General features: G+C 37.3%; 16 protein-coding genes. 3 read left to right on the forward strand and 13 right to left on the reverse strand.

The window, feature by feature from the left end; translation table 11 throughout:
• Nucleotides 1-5: 5 nt before the first annotated feature.
• The 8 genes from J7E81_RS13285 to J7E81_RS13315 form a co-directional block, all read right to left on the reverse strand.
• On the reverse strand, nt 6-1,367 hold the full coding sequence (locus J7E81_RS13285; protein ID WP_215042771.1) for an aspartate kinase: 1,362 nt from the start codon (nt 1,365-1,367) through the stop codon (nt 6-8).
• Between the two features lie 197 nt (nt 1,368-1,564).
• Complete coding sequence (locus tag J7E81_RS13290) at nt 1,565-2,179, reverse strand: NUDIX hydrolase (protein ID WP_215042773.1); 615 nt, start codon at nt 2,177-2,179, stop codon at nt 1,565-1,567.
• Nucleotides 2,180-2,347: 168 nt separating this feature from the next.
• The gene (locus J7E81_RS13295; protein ID WP_215042775.1) at nt 2,348-3,142 is read right to left on the reverse strand and encodes an ABC transporter ATP-binding protein; all 795 of its coding nucleotides are present in this window, start codon (nt 3,140-3,142) and stop codon (nt 2,348-2,350) included.
• A complete protein-coding gene (locus J7E81_RS13300) occupies nt 3,117-4,148 on the reverse strand; it encodes an ABC transporter permease (RefSeq protein WP_215042777.1) in 1,032 nt (343 codons plus the stop codon). Before J7E81_RS13300 ends, J7E81_RS13295 begins: the two co-directional genes overlap by 26 nt.
• Before the next feature lie 127 nt (nt 4,149-4,275).
• Nucleotides 4,276-5,274, reverse strand: a complete 999-nt coding sequence (locus J7E81_RS13305; RefSeq protein ID WP_215042779.1) for an ABC transporter substrate-binding protein — start codon at nt 5,272-5,274, stop codon at nt 4,276-4,278.
• 257 nt (nt 5,275-5,531) lie between these two features.
• Nucleotides 5,532-5,660 carry a hypothetical protein gene (locus tag J7E81_RS30925; protein WP_275677086.1) on the reverse strand — a complete coding sequence of 43 codons (129 nt, stop codon included), beginning with the start codon at nt 5,658-5,660 and terminating at the stop codon, nt 5,532-5,534.
• A 94-nt stretch (nt 5,661-5,754) separates the two neighbouring features.
• Nucleotides 5,755-6,915 carry a cation:proton antiporter gene (locus tag J7E81_RS13310; RefSeq protein ID WP_215042781.1) on the reverse strand — a complete coding sequence of 387 codons (1,161 nt, stop codon included), beginning with the start codon at nt 6,913-6,915 and terminating at the stop codon, nt 5,755-5,757.
• Between the two features lie 207 nt (nt 6,916-7,122).
• Complete coding sequence (locus tag J7E81_RS13315; protein WP_215042783.1) at nt 7,123-10,542, reverse strand: hypothetical protein; 3,420 nt, start codon at nt 10,540-10,542, stop codon at nt 7,123-7,125.
• A 197-nt stretch (nt 10,543-10,739) separates the two neighbouring features.
• Here J7E81_RS13315 and J7E81_RS13320 point away from each other — a divergent pair, with 197 nt between their 5' ends.
• The gene (locus J7E81_RS13320) at nt 10,740-11,222 is read left to right on the forward strand and encodes a hypothetical protein (RefSeq protein ID WP_215042785.1); all 483 of its coding nucleotides are present in this window, start codon (nt 10,740-10,742) and stop codon (nt 11,220-11,222) included.
• Between the two features lie 37 nt (nt 11,223-11,259).
• Here J7E81_RS13320 and J7E81_RS13325 read toward each other — a convergent pair whose 3' ends face one another.
• Both J7E81_RS13325 and ltaS read right to left on the reverse strand, forming a co-directional pair.
• The gene (locus J7E81_RS13325; protein ID WP_215042787.1) at nt 11,260-11,778 is read right to left on the reverse strand and encodes an HD domain-containing protein; all 519 of its coding nucleotides are present in this window, start codon (nt 11,776-11,778) and stop codon (nt 11,260-11,262) included.
• Between the two features lie 128 nt (nt 11,779-11,906).
• Complete coding sequence (ltaS, locus tag J7E81_RS13330; RefSeq protein WP_215042789.1) at nt 11,907-13,862, reverse strand: lipoteichoic acid synthase; 1,956 nt, start codon at nt 13,860-13,862, stop codon at nt 11,907-11,909.
• A gap of 524 nt (nt 13,863-14,386) precedes the next feature.
• Between ltaS and J7E81_RS13335 the strand changes: the two genes are divergently transcribed.
• A complete protein-coding gene (locus J7E81_RS13335) occupies nt 14,387-14,575 on the forward strand; it encodes a hypothetical protein (protein ID WP_215042791.1) in 189 nt (62 codons plus the stop codon).
• A 75-nt stretch (nt 14,576-14,650) separates the two neighbouring features.
• On the forward strand, nt 14,651-14,830 hold the full coding sequence (locus tag J7E81_RS13340) for an H-type small acid-soluble spore protein (protein WP_098529276.1): 180 nt from the start codon (nt 14,651-14,653) through the stop codon (nt 14,828-14,830).
• Between the two features lie 71 nt (nt 14,831-14,901).
• Here the strand turns inward: J7E81_RS13340 and J7E81_RS13345 are convergent, their stop codons facing one another.
• The 3 genes from J7E81_RS13345 to J7E81_RS13355 form a co-directional block, all read right to left on the reverse strand.
• Nucleotides 14,902-15,063 carry a hypothetical protein gene (locus J7E81_RS13345; protein ID WP_176541147.1) on the reverse strand — a complete coding sequence of 54 codons (162 nt, stop codon included), beginning with the start codon at nt 15,061-15,063 and terminating at the stop codon, nt 14,902-14,904.
• Between the two features lie 82 nt (nt 15,064-15,145).
• Nucleotides 15,146-16,306, reverse strand: a complete 1,161-nt coding sequence (locus J7E81_RS13350) for an acyl-CoA dehydrogenase family protein (protein WP_215042792.1) — start codon at nt 16,304-16,306, stop codon at nt 15,146-15,148.
• Between the two features lie 102 nt (nt 16,307-16,408).
• The gene (locus J7E81_RS13355) at nt 16,409-17,746 is read right to left on the reverse strand and encodes a TrkH family potassium uptake protein (RefSeq protein ID WP_215042794.1); all 1,338 of its coding nucleotides are present in this window, start codon (nt 17,744-17,746) and stop codon (nt 16,409-16,411) included.
• Nucleotides 17,747-17,969 lie beyond the last annotated feature (223 nt).

A 17,969-nucleotide genomic window follows, 5' to 3' on the forward strand; every position in this document is an offset into this window, starting at 1 on the left:
CACGATCAAACTGTGACAGGAACAAAGAATTCCTCGTAAAGAGCCTGTACAGCCCGTTTTTCATCTACCTCTTTTACACCAAACATCATACTAACTTCAGAAGAACCTTGATTAATCATTTCTATATTAACCTTTGCCTTTGCTAGTGCCTTTGAGGCTTTTGCCATTGTTCCAACATTTTGCCGCATGCCTTCTCCCACTACCATAATAAGAGCCAGACTGTGGGCAACTTTCACCTCATCGGCATGTAATTCATTTTTTATCCGACCAATCACTTCATCCATAATTTTCTCATCAAACTGACTCTCCCTTAATATGACAGACACATCATCAATGCCAGATGGCGTATGTTCATAGGAAAGACCATAATCCTCTAAAACCCCTAAAAGCTTTCGCCCAAACCCGATTTCTCTATTCATTAAGTATTTGCTAACATAAATACTGCAAAACCCTTTATCGCTGGCAATACCAATGACAGGACCGTTAGTGTTGTCGCGGTTGTTCACAATAAGGGTTCCGGGGGCAGACGGATTATTTGTATTCTTAATATTAACAGGTATTCCCGCTCTAAAAGCCGGAACAAGTGCTTCATCATGCAATACCGTAAATCCAGCATACGATAATTCCCGCATTTCCCGATATGTTAATTCTTTGATCTCTTTTGGCTTTTTCACGATCGAAGGATTTACTGAATAAACGGCATCCACATCTGTAAAGTTCTCGTATAAATCGGCCTTTAAGGCATTGGCGAGAATGGATCCGGTAATATCTGAGCCGCTCCTTGAAAAGGTGAATACTTCTCCATTGACACTATAACCAAAGAATCCTGGAAAAATTAAAATGCCAGACCGGTCATTTAAGGCGTTTAATCGTTCATAGGATTCCGGTAATGCTTGTGCATTTCCCGGCTCATCGCTCACAAGAAGTCCAGCCTCCCTAGGATCTACATAATGAGCCTCTACCCCCTGTGATTGAAAATAGGCGGCTACCAATTTGGCATTATTATCCTCACCACTAGCTTTTAACAAATCAAGAAACCGGTCAGGTTTGTCTTGGTCGCTAGCCATTCTTGTTAATAAGTCATCATGGATTTCCTCGATTACTCCGTCAGGTAGATTTAATTCCTCTGCTATGACTGCATATCTTTCCAGAACAGCAGCTAATTTTTCTTTGGGATCCTGATTTTGTAAACAAGATTCCGCACATTCAATCAATAAATCGGTTACCTTTGTATCTTCTGCATACCTCTTACCCGGAGCTGATACAACAACAACTTTACGTTCCCGATCAGCAGTAACAATTTGAAATACTTTCTCCAACTGTCTTCCAGATGCTAAAGAGGATCCGCCAAACTTTACGACTTTCATGGATACATCCCCTACTCTATAAAAATATAATTTTAATTTTATTACAATTTAGAAAATAATCAAGAGTTTTTTCCATGTATAATGAACAATCGTCCTTGCTCAAAATACAATTAGAAATTACAGAAAAACAGTGAGCTTTAACTCCAGTGAAATCACTGTTTTAAACATATTTCTTTATTAAATTAAAGTTATTGAAATTATTGAATTAGCTCGATAAAATGGGCTAAGATTCTTGCTGTTAATCCCCAAATCGTTTTATCGCCATAGCGATAAAAATATTCGTCCATCACTCTAGCCCGCCAATTATATTTTTCTCCCCCGGGAATTAAATCAAACGGAAAATTCTCCGAAGGCTCCGCTTTTAGTGCGACCCGATAGATTTCCGGCTCATTATGGATAAAGAACGATAAAGGAACCGTAAATATTTCCCCAACCTCTGCTGGACTTGGCTTAATTTTTTCAGGGTTATTTATATAACCTACATAAGGATAGAGAATCATTCCAAAAGGGGAAATCATATAATCTAACGGAAAAACATTCGTTATATCTTGTTTATTAATCCCTAATTCCTCTACTGTCTCACGGATAGCCGCACCTTGTTCATCTATATCTTGTACATCAATTCTCCCGCCCGGAAAACAAATTTCTCCCGGCTGGCGCCTTAACTCAAGAGACCGTACTTCAAATAGCACATGCAGTCCGTCCTCCTTCATCAATAACGGAAGCAAGACCGCATATTTAGAAAATCTTTCACTACCTAAAATCTTAGGGGTATGCTCATTTAATTTGATTAATATAGAACCTAAATCCATAATTTCACCTCACTCTATATGTATTATAAAAATTATCTATTACTACAATACCACTTTTTTCTATTAGAAAAAACATACCTTCACTAGGTATGTTTTCAACAATTGGAATAATAGGAAATTATATTGTTTGATAACGTTAGTCTCAAAAAGGTCAAAATTTCTTTCAAGTTATGCTAGGATGGCTCGGTCGCTCGCCATTTGTGTACCGCGAATTCGTTTAAATTCAGTTAACAATCCTTCAATCGTCAGCTTTTGCTTTTCCTCCTCATTTACCTCTAGGATAATTTGACCTTTATCCATCATGATCAAGCGATTTCCGAGATCAATGGCCTGCTGCATGTTATGGGTAACCATTAAGGTCGTCAGCTTATACTTAGCGACTATCTCCTTTGTTAAATTTGTAATAAGCTCAGCACGTGAGGGGTCAAGTGCGGCAGTATGTTCATCGAGCAGAAGAATGGAAGGCTCAGTAAACGTCGCCATTAACAGGGAGAGTGCTTGCCGTTCCCCCCCTGAAAGTAACCCTACCTTCGCACTAAGACGATTCTCAAGACCAAGATGCAGGGATTCAAGTACCTCCCGGAAATAATCCCGTCTCTTTTTTGTAACCCCTTTTCGAAGTGTCCTCACTTTATTTCGTGAATAGGCCATTGCAAGATTCTCTTCAATTGTCATACTTGGAGCAGTCCCCGCCATCGGATCCTGAAACACGCGTCCGATCATTTTTGAACGGTTATATTCTGACATGTTCGTAACATTTTTTTCACCAATTTGGACTTCACCAACATCGGGGATTAAAACGCCTGAAATAATATTCATTAACGTCGATTTCCCAGCACCATTGCTCCCAATAACCGTTACAAAATCCCCTGGGTTCAGAAAGAGGTTGACATGATCAATTGCTACTTTCTCATCCGGGGTTCCTTCATTAAAAATTTTATGAATCTGATTTAAGTGCAGCATGATTGTCCCCCTTTGCTTGTGCAGAAGTCTTGATTAGGTTCATTCTCTCCGCTTTCCTTCGAGCTTTCCGCTTTCTTTCTTTCGAAGCATCAATTATTTTTGGTGCTGTCAGAGCAATAATAACAATAATCGCTGTAATTAACTTCATATCACCAGGGCTCATAAATTCTGCTCTCAGTGCTAGAGTAACAACGATTCGATAAATGATAGAGCCCCCGATCACAGCAAGAGTCGTTCGGGCTATTGTTTTGGTTCCAAAAAGTGCCTCACCGATAATTACCGATGCTAAACCAATGACAATCATGCCAATTCCCATACCGACATCTGCAAATCCGCCTTGTTGAGCAATAAGTGCCCCTGAGAATGCTACTAAGGCATTTGAAAGGCCAAGTCCTAGAACCACAAGAATATTTGTATTGGCAGAAAAGCTGCGGATCATTCGCTTATTGTCACCTGTAGCCCTTAATGCAAGCCCAATTTCAGTTTGTAAGAATAAATCCGTAAGGAACTTGATTACCAATGTCACGATGATCATTAAAATCAAAATTCCCCATGTTTCAGGAAGGCTGTCACCGAGTCCCACCATTGTTAGAATCTGATTAAAAAATGCATCGATTCCCCATTTTTCAAATACGTCCCCGATTTTTGTAAAGGCTGTATCAGTATTTAATAGAGGGATGTTAGAACGTCCCATAATCCGTAAATTAATAGAATATAAGGCGATCATCATTAAAATACCTGAAAGTAAGTTATTAATTTTTCCAAATGTATGAAGAAGCCCTGTCATACACCCAGCAGCAAATCCAGCAAATAATGCTGCAATTGTAGCAACAAAAGGGTTAACTCCATTTGCAATTAGTACAGCTGACATAGCGGCCCCTGTTACAAAACTTCCATCCACCGTTAAATCTGGAAAATCCAGAATACGAAAGGAAAGATAGACGCCCAGTGCCATAATCGCATAGATTATGCCTGCCTCAAACGAACCAAATACGGCTGTAAACATTGAGATCATCCTTTCTTTTAGTCTTAAAGCCCATCATTTAAGTATCAATTGAAATTTATACTTATGTATGAATCAAGGAGGTAACCTGTCAGACAAGGTTTCCTCCTTGATAATGTACTGCTATACATTATTTTCCTTCGTAGAATTCGCCGAGTTTACTCCATTCCTCTTTCACTGTTAAGCCTTGGGCCTCAGCTGCTTTCTTATTAATCACTAGTTTTAAGCTCTTTGGAAGCTCCACTGGGATTTCCGAAGGCTTTTTCTTACCCGTTAGAATGTCTGCTGCCATTAACCCGGATTGATAACCTAAGTCATAATAACTGAATCCACTTGCGGCAACTGCCCCTTTTTTCATAGAGTCAAGTTCTCCAACGAAAAGAGGAATTTTCTTACTATTAGCTAGTGCAATAACTGAATCGAGAGCGGTAACAACGGTATTGTCAGTAGGAATGTAAATTGCATCAACACGCCCAACAAGGGACTCAGCAGCTTGTTTAACTTCCGATGTATTTGATACGGAAGCTTCGACCAGTTTTGCCCCTTTTTCTTCTACCAATTTTTTCACTTCTTTTACTTGAACCTCTGAATTTTGTTCACCTGAATTAAATATCACGCCAACATTCTTAGCTTTAACTTCGTCTGTAATAAAGTTGATGGTTTTCTTTGTGGCATCAGGATGATTATCAGTAGTACCTGTAATGTTTTTACCAGGTTTATCAAACGATTTAACAAAGCCCGCTCCGACTGGGTCCGTTACCGATGTAAAAACAATTGGAATATCCTTAGTAGCATTTAAAGCAGCGGTTGCACTCGGTGTAGCATTGGCAAAAATCAAATCCACTTTATCTCCGACAAAATTATTCGCAATGGTTTGTGTATTATTCATATCTGCCTGTGCATTTTGCTCATCAAACTTAACCTTTAACCCTTTATCCTTTAATGCCTGCTTAAATCCTTTCGTTGCTGCATCTAATGATGGATGCGGCGCAAACTGAGTAATACCTACATTAAATTCTTTTCCTGAGCCGGTCTTTTCCGAACTTCCTGAAGATTCCTTGCTGCCGCATCCAGCTAACAGCAGCATACCTGCTAACGCGATCGAAACTGCCTTTACCTTTCTTTTCATAAACATGCTCCCCCAATTTCCTTGCAATTTTCAAATAATTTTTTATATATTAAAAATTATTATTATTCTAGTATCTTTTTTAGATAAAAGCAATAGAAAAGCCAAAAATAATTTTTCGCTTTAAAGGATCGAAACAGCAGGCTCAGAGTTATTCTGGTAAAAACGGGATTACTTTGGGGGTTTTTTAAAGGAAAAAGCCCTCTAACTAGTAGAGGGCATTCGCAGATTTACTATTTAAATGTTATTGCCAGTCTGGCTTACCAATTACGTGTATTTTCAAGAAGTTGATCAATCTCCACTTTTTTCACTTTATTATTGTTTTTCTCAGATGTTAGATCTGAAGTAGCTTCTAGTAGTTGGTCGATATCGATTAATTTGATTCCCATCACTAACCTCCATAGAACTTTTGTCAGTTACTCTCTACTAAACTATTCGAAGTTACTAGAGAGAATATGGGGGTTGTTTTCTACTATTTTCTTATTAAGCTGTTACTTTTATATCTTTTTGGCTCTGGCTTTTTTTAAAAAAGTATTTCATCATTGGTGGAGTAACGATTGTTGTAACAAGTACTACAATAACTAAAATAGCAAAAAGCTGTTGGCTTATTAAATCACTCTCAAGACCGATTGCAGCTATAATTAAGGCCACCTCCCCCCTTGATACCATAGCCGCGCCAATTCCAAACGAGCTGTTCCAAGAGAATTTCGCCAATTTTGCACCTGCAGCAGCTCCAATCAACTTTGTTAAGATTGCTAGAATACTAAGCCCAATGATTGTCATAAGATGTGGGGAAATTCCGTCAAAACTAACTTTTACTCCGATGGAAATAAAAAATACGGGTACAAAAAGTGAATAACTAATGGTTTCTACTTTTTTAAATACCTCATCTTTTAATTTGGTTAAGCTTGTGGCCAAGCCAGCAATATAGGCGCCAATTATTGCTGCAACACCTGTTAACTCTGCCATATAGGCAAACAAAAAGCAGATGATCAGTGCACCGGAAATAACTGATTCTGTTACCTGTAAACGAGAAAATCTAGTTAAAACCCAAGGTACTAGCTTCCAAGCTGCCAATATCGCTCCACCGAAAAAGAGAGCCTTTTTCAATAAGATCATACTGAAATTTACCTCACCACCTGCCATGCTCATTAAAAAGGCCAGCGCGACAATGACTACGACATCATCGATAACAGCTGCACCTAAAATAGCTGTCCCCTCTTTTGACTGCATTTTGTTTAATTCTTTAAGAGCCTGAACGGATATACTCACACTTGTCGCTGAGAGCAATAACCCTAAAAATGACGCTTCAAACGTAGACATATTCATGATGATTCCAGCTAAAAAACCTATAAAGAACGGAACGATTATTCCACTTATCCCTACGAAGGTTGAGGCCCTCCAAGAGCGTTTAAATTCATCTGCGTCAGTCTCCAAGCCTGCTATAAACATTAACAAAATAACACCAATCTGGCTGAATTCTTCCAGTATTTTCGTTTCGGAAACTAACCCAAATACAGCCGGACCTAAAAGGATTCCAACAAGAAGTTTACCTAGAACTGAAGGCTGGCCTAATTTAACAGTAATAGCCCCAGCCACCTTAGAAGCAAATAATATAATAACTAACTCGAGAATGAAGTCCATCTTTTCACCTTTCCTTTCAAAATAATTAAAAAAGAATCTGTGTTTTAAACAACAGACTCTTTTTTTGTAAAAATAAACAGCAAAAAAGCCCATCAACCAAAGGACATAATAATCCCTTGGTGACAGGCTCCTCCAAAAACATACTATTTTATTAAGATTATTATAACAAACTTTATCTTTAAAATCAACTCACAGGAATAATTGGGTCTAATTCCACTTTCGCATCCTTTCAATGATGGTAACTTTCAGGAAGGTTATAAAAGTGGATTCTCCCTTTTGAACTTTTTGCTTATGCCATTCATTAAAGCTGGCTATCGTTATAAGGATTAGCCCGGAAACCAGCAAATATGCCCACCAAGGCATGTTCCCCCAATAGGGTCTTGTTTGCAGGAAAACATTTAACAGGAGCACGCCTGCCCCCACGAAAAAATACGATTTTATTTGGATAAACATACCGGCCACCAGTGATAACAAGGAAAGTGACCCTAAAATAATCGCATCATAGATGGTGCTGCTTGCCATTGCATCTTGGATTAAAATCAGTGATACGATTACCAAAACCAACCATTGAATTGCCTTGACCACCTCCACATATTTCTCCTTTAGACAACAACGGATGAAAATAACCATCAGGATAAAAGGAAGTACCTGTACCTCTCGCAGCCACAGTGACGGTATGTATATTGCGCTAATAATGGCATAATAGGGCTGTAACAAATAAGCGCCAGCTGCGATGGTTATAAAATCAGCCAATCCAGCAGGAACTCTTTTTCGTTGCAGCCAAAAAGAGAGGGCAAACAACATTCCCGGCAATGCATGACTCCAAAGGTGCTGATTTTCTAAGAAATACATATACGCAAAGAACAAAAAAGCAATGACTGTATATCCGTCTATTTTCACTTCCAAAATTTTTGTACCTGGTTCATATACTTTTTTGTAAAGGAACTGACCTATAATTGTGAAGATCGTTCCAATTATGGCAAAGACAAGCATTTTTTCAGAAGCAGGCAAATCACCTGCGTACATGTACTCGATTGTGGCCAAGAAAGTAAAACCTAGTGGCACGAGTGCGATAATATCCCATTTTACTTTATACAAATAAATCAGTAACACCAAAACATATAGCCAAGTTATAAGATATGGCATGATTCCATATGGATAGACTATTAGCATCGAACCGATCCCCATTACGGAAAATGGAACAAAATAAAATGTGGTTCTCCTTTTATATTCCTGATCAGCAAATTGGACCATTGCGAGCATTAGTCCACTGGTGATCGGGAACGCAAATTTCTCATCAATAGAAAGATGCAAACTTTCCATCCCTGTAGAAATCACAAAAAATAATAACGTAAAACTTCCATATAGAAAAATCTTTATTTTCCATTCCTTAAAAGCTAATTTTGTGCTAACTGTATAACCTGCCAATGATAGTATAAAACAAAAGATGACATCGGTATGATACACAAACCAAGTAAATACAAGTGCAAGTGGCAAGATTAGGTGTCCGACCCACGCAAAAGCAGCCTCGAAGTCCGAATTCGATCGTCGATATAAAACAGCGATGACAAGGAGTAGGATAGCACCTACAGTCGGGGCTAATGCCTTTACCAGGTGATAAACAGCATAATTTTCTGTAATCGCATGGATAACTGAAAAATAACATAATATGGTCGTTATACTGATAAAATAAGCGATCCACTTTGCTCCAATCCTATTATAAAAATAGGAATACATCCCTATTCCTGCGGCCATGACCAGAGGCTGAACCCAAGTGTAATTGATTGGACTAATAAAGGCTTGGAATATCGCGATTGTATAAAGAGATTGGGATACATACAGTGAATTCCTAGCAAAAACTTGTTTGGAAAGCTTTGCCCAGACCGCGCTTGAAAATAACACCATGATTGCTCCGGCAGCGAAACTAATTGTAACTCCATATTCAGAATGATACGTAAGCGAGTTAACATTAAACTCCTCACCAAAAGCTGCAAAGGAAAGTCCAAGTGCACTAGGCAGAACCCAGGATGCCGCTTCCTTTAATAAATTTCTTTCTTGATATTGATGAAGTAAAAAGGCTGCCATTGCTAACAGTATAAGCATCACTCCCAATTCCCACCAATAAAGAAGGAGAACCGCCATCATCATGGAAATAGCCATGATGGATAATCCAACCTCAACAGCTGCATGTCGGATCATCTGCACATACTTTATTAACTGCAGGATCCCAAAGACACTAAGCAGAATAAACCCTGTTAAAAATACTCTCAGAGCCAAATTGATTTCTTCAAATGAAATCATCATTAATGATATTCCTTCATAAATGCCTGTTGATAAAAAGAGTGAACTTAAATAAGGAAAAAGGGATCGAGAGCGATTATTGGTAAGGTAAATGAAATTCACAGCCATAATAAAGTAGGCAATCATCAGTACAAAAGATGGCTGTTCAGAACGGAGCAGGAACCCTTCAAGACTAACATAAATAAAAGCCAAACCAGAGATGATGGCACTTGTGTATTGGAAGGCTTTGTCTAATGAAAATCTCTTTTCTAAAGTTCTCGGGACAAATACAATCCCAAATGCCACTAATGCGTAAACAATGCCGCCTGCATATTCAAGAACACTATTCTCAACGAGCTGATAGACCCCATAAACCAACATGACCGTAAAAATAAAATGATACTCCTTCTTGCCCGTTACGTAGATCATTGATAAATAAATGACAGCAGTTAATAGGAGGTTAAAGCTATACATCACTTCATTATCAAACAGAAATAGCATAAAGAGGGTAGAAAGAATTAAATTCACTTGGATAAATGGTATAAATTCTTTACTAAATAATTGAAGAAAGCTGATGGCTTTCACCCGATGGAAAACAACGACAAGTATTGCATTAAATAGAATCATTCCTAAATAGAATAGATCCACTGTTAAATGGAGGGCTGCTAATAAAAAGGCAGCTCCCAGAGAAAGGGAAACAAAAGTGAACCAGACAAATAATCGGGAATCCAAATTTTTAGCAAAGAGTATATATACGAAAAGAGAAAGAATGCTTCCAAGCATTCCAAGTAAATATCGTCCTCCACCAGCAATCGATAAATACGAACCTAAGAGTCCAAACCAGCCTAAGGAGAGAATAAAAATAGGTAAGAATAAACTCCCTAACACGGTGAAAGCAAAAGCCGTTTTATCAATATGCAGCACTTTTTTGGAAATGAAAGCCATTATGTAAAATAACAATGAAACAATGGCAATTGAGCCGCTTTTCATAAAATTTGTCATGGATTCCCAATTACTTGTTGCTACAAATAAACCACCGATTAATAGAAAAATAACCCCTATATTTAATGACCAGGTTATGTTTCTTTCCCGTACCTCTTCTGGCGAACGTGTCTTTTTAAGTTTGGCCGGTTTGGGAGATGAAGCGGGTAAGAGGCTGGATTGGAGTGAATCCGGCTTAGTTTTAAGGTTTAATTCATCTTCTTCATGTAGTAAATCGATTTGGTATTGATGATGTGCCTTTGCCACTGTATCCACGATTTCATTTGTAAGATACCCTTCTTCTCTCAACTTATATAATTCATTCCTAAATATTCTTCTTCGCTCTTCTCTTCTATTGAGTTCCATTTAAACTCCCCTCATTCCTTCAATTCAGGTGGTTTATGTAAATTATGGGATATTTTATAAGATTACCACTTTAGTGTAATTTTACACGATTTTATCTAAATTTCAATCCTTTTTCTTTTTCAACTATATTCGAGTTTACGTTTGGGGAAAATATCTGTATGATAAGAGAATATTTGTTTTAAAAGAAGGAGTATTTTATGCTGACATTTGATGAAAAACTAACAATTATTGAATCTTACCCGCAATTAGAACGAAAAGATGTTTCTCTAAAACGTATTAATTTTCAACTTCCAAACAGTATTTCCGATAAAAAGAATATTGTCTATCACTTACATCCAAATGGAAATGGCTTTGTTTATGCCGGCCACCTCGACCACTATGATACGGATGATAAAGGAATGGTCAATATCCGTGATTTTTCAGCTGAGCAGCTTCGGAGTATCTTAACTGAATCTATTGCTGGATTGTCGCACCAAGAAAAATCAATCAATGAAGAAGCCATTATTGGAGATTTAAAAGAAGAGCGCTGGGTTAATGAAGAGGGTAATGTTTTAGTTTTGCTTTATGAAAGTGAGGTTTGGAATATCTATTTTGGCTTAAACCTCGACGAAAGCTTTGATACCTACGAAGAAGCGATAGAATTCATGCGGGAAGAAGGATTTAAACCTGAACAGAAATAGAACCAAAAAGGCTGTGCTAAATGTTAGCACAGCCTTTTTATTGTTTGTTGTATTCTTCATCAATCCATTGATCTAAACGCTTAATACTATCTTTTGCACGATCGTATTCAATCGTACGATAATGATGCATGCCGCCTTCTTCTTCATCTTTCTCATCAGCCCATTTTACCACTTGCTGCAGAGGTGTTCTTATAATGTCATTTGAAGGTAAAAATGAGTCGGTATGAAAAAGAATCGCGAGCGCAATTGTTTTGGCCTTAATCGGGTTTTCCCCGAGGCGGATCAAAAGCTTATGTGCCCGTTCCGCCCCTTTTATTGGATGAATATCATTTTGTTTATATAGGTCATAATCCCATTTCCCGTTTTTATACCAAGTATAGTGCCCCATATCATGAAGAAGCCCTGCTTTAGCCGCGATATCAACATCAAGCTGCTGTTCTTTACTCAAATGAAAAGCATGGTATGCTACCGCTATCGCATGGGCAAGTCCCGAGCGGTTTAAATACTTTTGGGCAATGCGGTGTTCAAATATATCCAATAAAGTTACATCTCTCATGCGATCCACTCCTATCTGTTCCTAATTCTATTTCACTTATTATATGCTAACCTGTCCCAAATGGCTATTTGTTTATAACATTCAATTACATAAAAAAGAGAAGGACCTAGTTTGGTCCCTCTCTCAAGTTAATTTGCTTCAGTTGTTTTTGTTGTTTTTCCCTTTGGTCCTAAATATTCATAGTCATTAGGATTTATTGGTGTATATCCTTCAGGCTTGTAGAATCTTAATAGGTCCTTATAAACAATTTCATCAGACATTTGTAATTCTGTTTTTACCTTTTCATCCACGCTCTTACATGGTGTATTATCATCTAAAAGTAATGTTGTTTGATAAGAATAACATTTATCGTTTAGCTGAATACCATCTTGTGAAACAAAGTCACCATTTCTGAATAGCGCCCAATTGCGATGATCTTTAGATAGCAGGTCAGAACCAAATTCCATATAATCCTTCGTATCAATACCTAATAAATGAAGTATAGTTGGACGAACATCCACTTCGCCGCCAATTTGATGCTGAATTCCACCTTTTACACCTGGAACGTGGATAAATAAAGGTACTTGCTGGAGCTTCGCATTTATTGCCGGTGTAATCTCATCGACTCCCAATACCTTTGCCATTGCTTCATTATGGTTTTCAGATATACCATAATGGTCACCGTACATAACAATGATAGTCTTATCATACAAACCATCTGCTTTTAAATCATTAAAGAACTGCTCAAAGGCCTGGTCCATATAATGGGCAGATTGGAAATACTGGTTAACGACTGAATCTCCGTAATCACCAGCAGGAAAATCAGTATCTTCCGGATCCATTTCAAACGGGAAATGGTTAGACAATGAAATAAACTTTGTATAGAACGGCTGTTTTAAACTTTCAAGCATTGGAATGGATTCTTTAAAAAATGGTTTATCTTTCATACCATAGTTTTTAGTATTTTCATCCGTCATATTGTAGTACTCTGCATCAAAGAACTGATCATAACCAAAAGCTTTATAAATAACATTTCTGTTCCAGAATGTCTTATAGTTGCCGTGGAATACAGCGGAACTATAACCCTGTCCTTTCAGAATCGAAGGCATAGCTTGATAGGTGTTTTGTGCCTTATTTACAAAAACAGCCCCTTGTGCCATAGGATATAAGGAATTCTCCATTAGAAATTCAGCATCTGATGTTTTCCCTTGACCTGTTTGATGGTAAAAATTATCAAAATAGAAAGTACTTCCATCGTGTGCCAATGAATTAAGAAATGGTGTAACCTCTTGACCGTTTGGCATCTTATAATCAATCATAAAGTTTTGGAATGACTCCATCGAGATATAAAGCACGTTCATACCTTTTGCCTTACCAAAGTAAACAGGGTTTGGGGCGGCATAGTTAGCTTTCCGATAGTTCTCTACATCGGTTATATCACTGCTGTCAGCCAGTGCCCGCTGACTGGAGGACTTAATATTTTGAATCACATCATAAATCGTAAAGTTGTATGCACCCAAATATTTGACTAAATAGTTGCGGTCAAATGAACGCGTTAATAATTGCGGACGATCCTTTTCTGCTAATCCCAAGTTAAAAAGAAACGTTGTGATGGCAAACAAAAGTACAATTTTATAAGACTTTCTATTCGTGACCGTCACCTTTTTAAAAACAGTTACTGCCAAAACAATTAAGATGATCGTATCAAGAAAATAAAAAATATCTAAAGGTGACATTAATGATAACGCACTATCACCCAATTGCCCCGCATTTGTTTTAGTCTGCATTAAGACCGGTACCGTAATAAAGTCATTAAAAAAGCGATAATACGCTATATTAGCGTATAACAAGAATGATAAAACGAAATTGATGATTACCATGACGAGTTTTGTATGTTTCTTAAAGAGCAAAGCTAAACCTAGAAAGAATAGCGCTGAACTTAATGGATTAATCAACAATAAAAACTTCTGCAAATTATTATCAATTCCTAAGTTAAATTCAATTTGATAGGCCGCATATGTTTTGATCCAGAATAATAAAACGGCTATTACAAAGAATGAAATATGGCTGTTTTTTAATGTTTTAGGTAATTTAATTTTATTCATAACATAATTCTCCTCTCACTTACCAATAAGCTCTGGTAAACGAACCTCAATTACTATAACACACTTTCAAAAAAATTTAAAACATAAAATATGCCATTTTATGTATGAATCAAACTCTTTGCATATGTCATTTTTATGTGTTTTTCAACATTATAGGACAACACCTATACCTGTCCATTTGGATAAATTCTCCTTTATACTATGACAGTTTTTTGGAGGACATGACTGTTCATTTCTCAAATATATATGACGATCAGCGTGGTGGTTTTGTTTCACTATCATGAAAATGTTTTTCCTTGTCCCAGATATTTAATTATTCATTGCTGTTAACGATATGTCACCTATCATAAACCTGAACTAAACTGATATGCAATAAGAATATAGACTTATCTTTTACTGATAGGTTACCGAATAAATATATAATTATTGGTAAGCATAAGTACGATGGAAGTTATAAAATATACTTTCACAAATAAATCATGAACTGATCGGCAAAACAAATGAATGAGCAAGGAAGTGAGCTTATGCCTAGAAAGAGGCCGGAGTTTACAAAAAGTCCGTATTTTGTTGAAGAACCAGGAAATTGGCATTTAAAACCTGGGGCTCCGAAGGAGATGCAACTGGAACTTGAAAACTATCTTAGCAGCCTAGAGGAATTACACGAAGATGGAACAATAAACGGTAACCAAATTGATATTTATTCTACTCATTAATATATAATAGAACAAAACGGTTACAATACAGTAGTAAACCCTTTAAATTACTCTAAAGACTAGGAGTGAAAAAAAATGAATGTGAATCGAGTAAAACAAATTTTGTCCTCTTCTGCTGATATTGAAGTTAAATATAACGGAACTTCCGTTTGGATTGATCAGTTAAATGAAGATGGAAGAACAGCCACTGTTCATTTACGAGGACCGCTTGAAGAGCGATCAATTGTAGAGATTCATGAGTTAATGGAAGATTAAATCTATTGCCATCTTTTCGCTGAAAAGATGGTTTTTTTATGAATAAAAAAGAGCAGGACAATTCCTGCTCATTAGACCATGTCTTCATTTTCTTTTTCAATTTCACTAGGCTGGGGCTGTTCATTTTGTACTATGCTCCCAAGGACTTCCCGATTGTATTTACCAGCATCTTTACCTGCTCCGGGTGCAATATTTGCCATTGGGAGCTGCTCTAATTCTTTACCTCTTGGCATTCTTCCTCACTCCTTTCTCTTAAGATACCCATAGATTTCAATATCTAAGCATCAATATAAGGGTTTGTCGAATGCCGTTGAGTTATAAATTATTTTGATGGATAAAAATGCTTTCCTTAGCCAAAAGCTCGATGGTCATATCATCCATTGGAGGATTATGCAAGCCTGCACGTACATCACGATAATATCGTTGAAGTGGATTTTGGAGGGATAAACTTTTTGCTCCCACTATCCTCATCGCTAAATCTACAATGGAAATGGCCGCATTCGTGACCGTTAACTTAACAGCCCCTAGTCTCGGAAGCATTCTTTCTCTCTCATTTTCAGCCGCGGAATCCCAATGTTTTGCAATGGAGTATAAAAAAGACTCCGCCTGTATGATTTTTAGTTCCATTTCACCAATTTTTTGCCTTACGTTTGGTAAATCAACAATCGTACCGATGATACTGTTTGGAGAATATTCACTTGCAAATTGAAGCGCATACCTTTGGGCGGCTTTAGCAATTCCAAGATAACAAGCAGGAATATGAAGCAGCCATCCGTTAGCCTTTCTTCCTTTTGCATTTGGTATTTCAACTAGATATTCTTCAGGAATGATTACCTCTTCAAGGATTAAATCATGACTTCCCGTTCCTCGTAAAGCGATACTATCCCAGGTTTCTTCAATTTTCACTCCCTTGGTTTCTCTTGGGATCAAAAAGTTAGCCATTTCATTGGTTTCCTTTATTGTTGCATTGACAATAAAATAATCCAATACTGGCGCCATGGTCGTAAAGGTTTTTCGGCCTGTAATCACCCAGCCCTGATCTGTTTTTACTGCGTTGGTTTCTGGTCTTCCTCCCCGCGTTGGACTGCCGGTTTTAGGCTCAGTTTGTGCGCTATTAATCAATGCCCCATTGTTTACTTTTTCACACAAAAACTTAAATAATGACTCACTCCATGATTGTTTCTCATGTAGATTCATAATAATTCCCATATGCCAGCCAATCGAAAGCGCAGTAGCCCCATCACCTTGTGCAATCATTTCCTGCAGGCGAATTAGTTCATATAAGGAAATCTCCTTGCCCCCATATCTTGAGGGAACTGTCAAAGTGGTATAACCTGTATTTTTCAAATCCTCAATATTGTCAAAAGGAAAGGACCCCTCTATGTCTACTTGATGTGCTCTTGTTAAAAACCTCTTTGAGAGAGATTTCATCAGTTCTAATCGACCTTCAAGGGTTTCAGTCTGTGGAAAGTTCATTCTATTCACTCCAATCAGTATCAGTATCTCTAATGATTAGATTTTATCATACCCATAGCAAAAAAGACTCCTGTATGGTTTAACAGGAATCTTACGCAATCATTAACCAATCATAATTTTACCTTTGGGATAACGGAACGGATCAGGGTTTCTCCGCATTGTCACGGCAAATGCAATCGTTAAAGGACCTACCCTTCCGGCAAACATGGTCAACATAATCAATATCTTGCCAATATCCGATAATTCAGGTGTTAATCCCATTGAAAGCCCCACAGTCGCAAACGCAGACGTCACCTCAAAAAGAATCGCTAAAAAATCATGACCTTTTTCAGTTATAGTTAATACAAGTGTCATGAACATTACAAGGAACAGTCCACTAAATGTTACCGTTAAAGCTTTGTATATGGTTTCATATTCAATCCGCTGACGGTAAAATATAACATCCTCTTTCCCGCGGATTTGCGACCAAACTGCTCCCATTAACGTGGTAAAGGTAGTCGTTTTTATCCCTCCTCCGGTTGAACCTGGCGAAGCTCCTATAAACATCAGCAAAATAATTAATAAGAGGCTGGATTGAGTTAAATCCCCAATACTTAACGTATTGGCTCCTGCCGTCCTAGCGGTGACCGATTGAAATAATGAGCCCAGTATTTTCCCTGTGAGGGTTAATGGCTTTAATGTTAGGTGATTGGAATACTCTAACAAAAAGATGCCAACAGTTCCAACAATCACTAAGAAAGCACTGGTTATAAGGACAATTTTTGTATGTAAAGAAACTCGCTTAATTGCTCGGTATTCATACAGTTCATTCATGACAATGAAGCCAATTCCGCCCAGAATAATTAATAAACAAACCGTTAAAGTGACAGTTGGATCATCAACATAGCCTGTTAAACTATGAAATTCCCCCATTAAATCAAATCCTGCGTTATTGAAATTAGAAATAGAATGAAAAATACCGAAATAAATCGCTTTCTTAAGGGGCATATCGAAAGAGAACCGAATTGCTAATATAAGCGCCCCTGTTAACTCAATTACACTTGTAAAAACGATAATCCTTTTTGCTAACCTAACAATTCCTTCAATTGAAAGATTATTTAAGGATTCCTGAAGGAGGATTCTTTCTTTTAATGATATTTTTTTTCCTAATAGAAAGGCAAAAAAAGTTGCAAATGTCATGAATCCAAGTCCTCCCACTTGAATCAGCGACAAAATGACAATCTGGCCAAATATTGTAAATGTCGTACCCGTGTCTACTACCACTAGACCAGTTACACAAGTTGCTGATGTAGCTGTGAAGAAAGCATTCACTAAGGACAGGCCATGTCCATTTGTAGTCGCAGCAGGGAGCATTAATAAAATAGCCCCTATTATAATAATAGAAGCAAATCCAAAAACAAGGATTTTAGGAGGATCAAGAAAAAATTTTTTTTGAGGCATTTGGTATCCTTCCTAACGGATTATTATTTTATAAAAAATTTTATACTATTTTTAAAATATGGTAATAGTAAAATACGTATTACAGGAAAAATATACTACTGCATTTAAAAAATGTAAATATATTTTGCTATCAGTGTCGAACCTCACTGTATTCTAATCCATTGTAGATTATAATACTTAAGAAAATCCAAGGAAAAAAGACTATGAAATGTAATGCATACGA

Source organism: Bacillus sp. ISL-18, from assembly GCF_018613415.1.
Classification (GTDB): domain Bacteria; phylum Bacillota; class Bacilli; order Bacillales; family Cytobacillaceae; genus Neobacillus.

Excerpts from the sequence above, each read along its gene's own strand:
- J7E81_RS13305 (WP_215042779.1), bottom strand. The coding sequence starts at position 5,274 with ATGAAAAGAAAGGTAAAGGCAGTTTCGATCGCGTTAGCAGGTATGCTG.
- J7E81_RS13320 (WP_215042785.1), top strand. The coding sequence starts at position 10,740 with ATGCTGACATTTGATGAAAAACTAACAATTATTGAATCTTACCCGCAA.
- J7E81_RS13340 (WP_098529276.1), top strand. The coding sequence starts at position 14,651 with ATGAATGTGAATCGAGTAAAACAAATTTTGTCCTCTTCTGCTGATATT.
- J7E81_RS13310 (WP_215042781.1), bottom strand. The coding sequence starts at position 6,915 with ATGGACTTCATTCTCGAGTTAGTTATTATATTATTTGCTTCTAAGGTG.
- J7E81_RS13295 (WP_215042775.1), bottom strand. The coding sequence starts at position 3,142 with ATGCTGCACTTAAATCAGATTCATAAAATTTTTAATGAAGGAACCCCG.
- J7E81_RS13345 (WP_176541147.1), bottom strand. The coding sequence starts at position 15,063 with ATGCCAAGAGGTAAAGAATTAGAGCAGCTCCCAATGGCAAATATTGCA.
- J7E81_RS13315 (WP_215042783.1), bottom strand. The coding sequence starts at position 10,542 with ATGGAACTCAATAGAAGAGAAGAGCGAAGAAGAATATTTAGGAATGAA.
- J7E81_RS13300 (WP_215042777.1), bottom strand. The coding sequence starts at position 4,148 with ATGTTTACAGCCGTATTTGGTTCGTTTGAGGCAGGCATAATCTATGCG.
- J7E81_RS13285 (WP_215042771.1), bottom strand. The coding sequence starts at position 1,367 with ATGAAAGTCGTAAAGTTTGGCGGATCCTCTTTAGCATCTGGAAGACAG.
- J7E81_RS13290 (WP_215042773.1), bottom strand. The coding sequence starts at position 2,179 with ATGGATTTAGGTTCTATATTAATCAAATTAAATGAGCATACCCCTAAG.
- ltaS (WP_215042789.1), bottom strand. The coding sequence starts at position 13,862 with ATGAATAAAATTAAATTACCTAAAACATTAAAAAACAGCCATATTTCA.
- J7E81_RS13355 (WP_215042794.1), bottom strand. The coding sequence starts at position 17,746 with ATGCCTCAAAAAAAATTTTTTCTTGATCCTCCTAAAATCCTTGTTTTT.
- J7E81_RS13350 (WP_215042792.1), bottom strand. The coding sequence starts at position 16,306 with ATGAACTTTCCACAGACTGAAACCCTTGAAGGTCGATTAGAACTGATG.
- J7E81_RS13335 (WP_215042791.1), top strand. The coding sequence starts at position 14,387 with ATGCCTAGAAAGAGGCCGGAGTTTACAAAAAGTCCGTATTTTGTTGAA.
- J7E81_RS13325 (WP_215042787.1), bottom strand. The coding sequence starts at position 11,778 with ATGAGAGATGTAACTTTATTGGATATATTTGAACACCGCATTGCCCAA.
- J7E81_RS30925 (WP_275677086.1), bottom strand. The coding sequence starts at position 5,660 with ATGGGAATCAAATTAATCGATATCGACCAACTACTAGAAGCTACTTCA.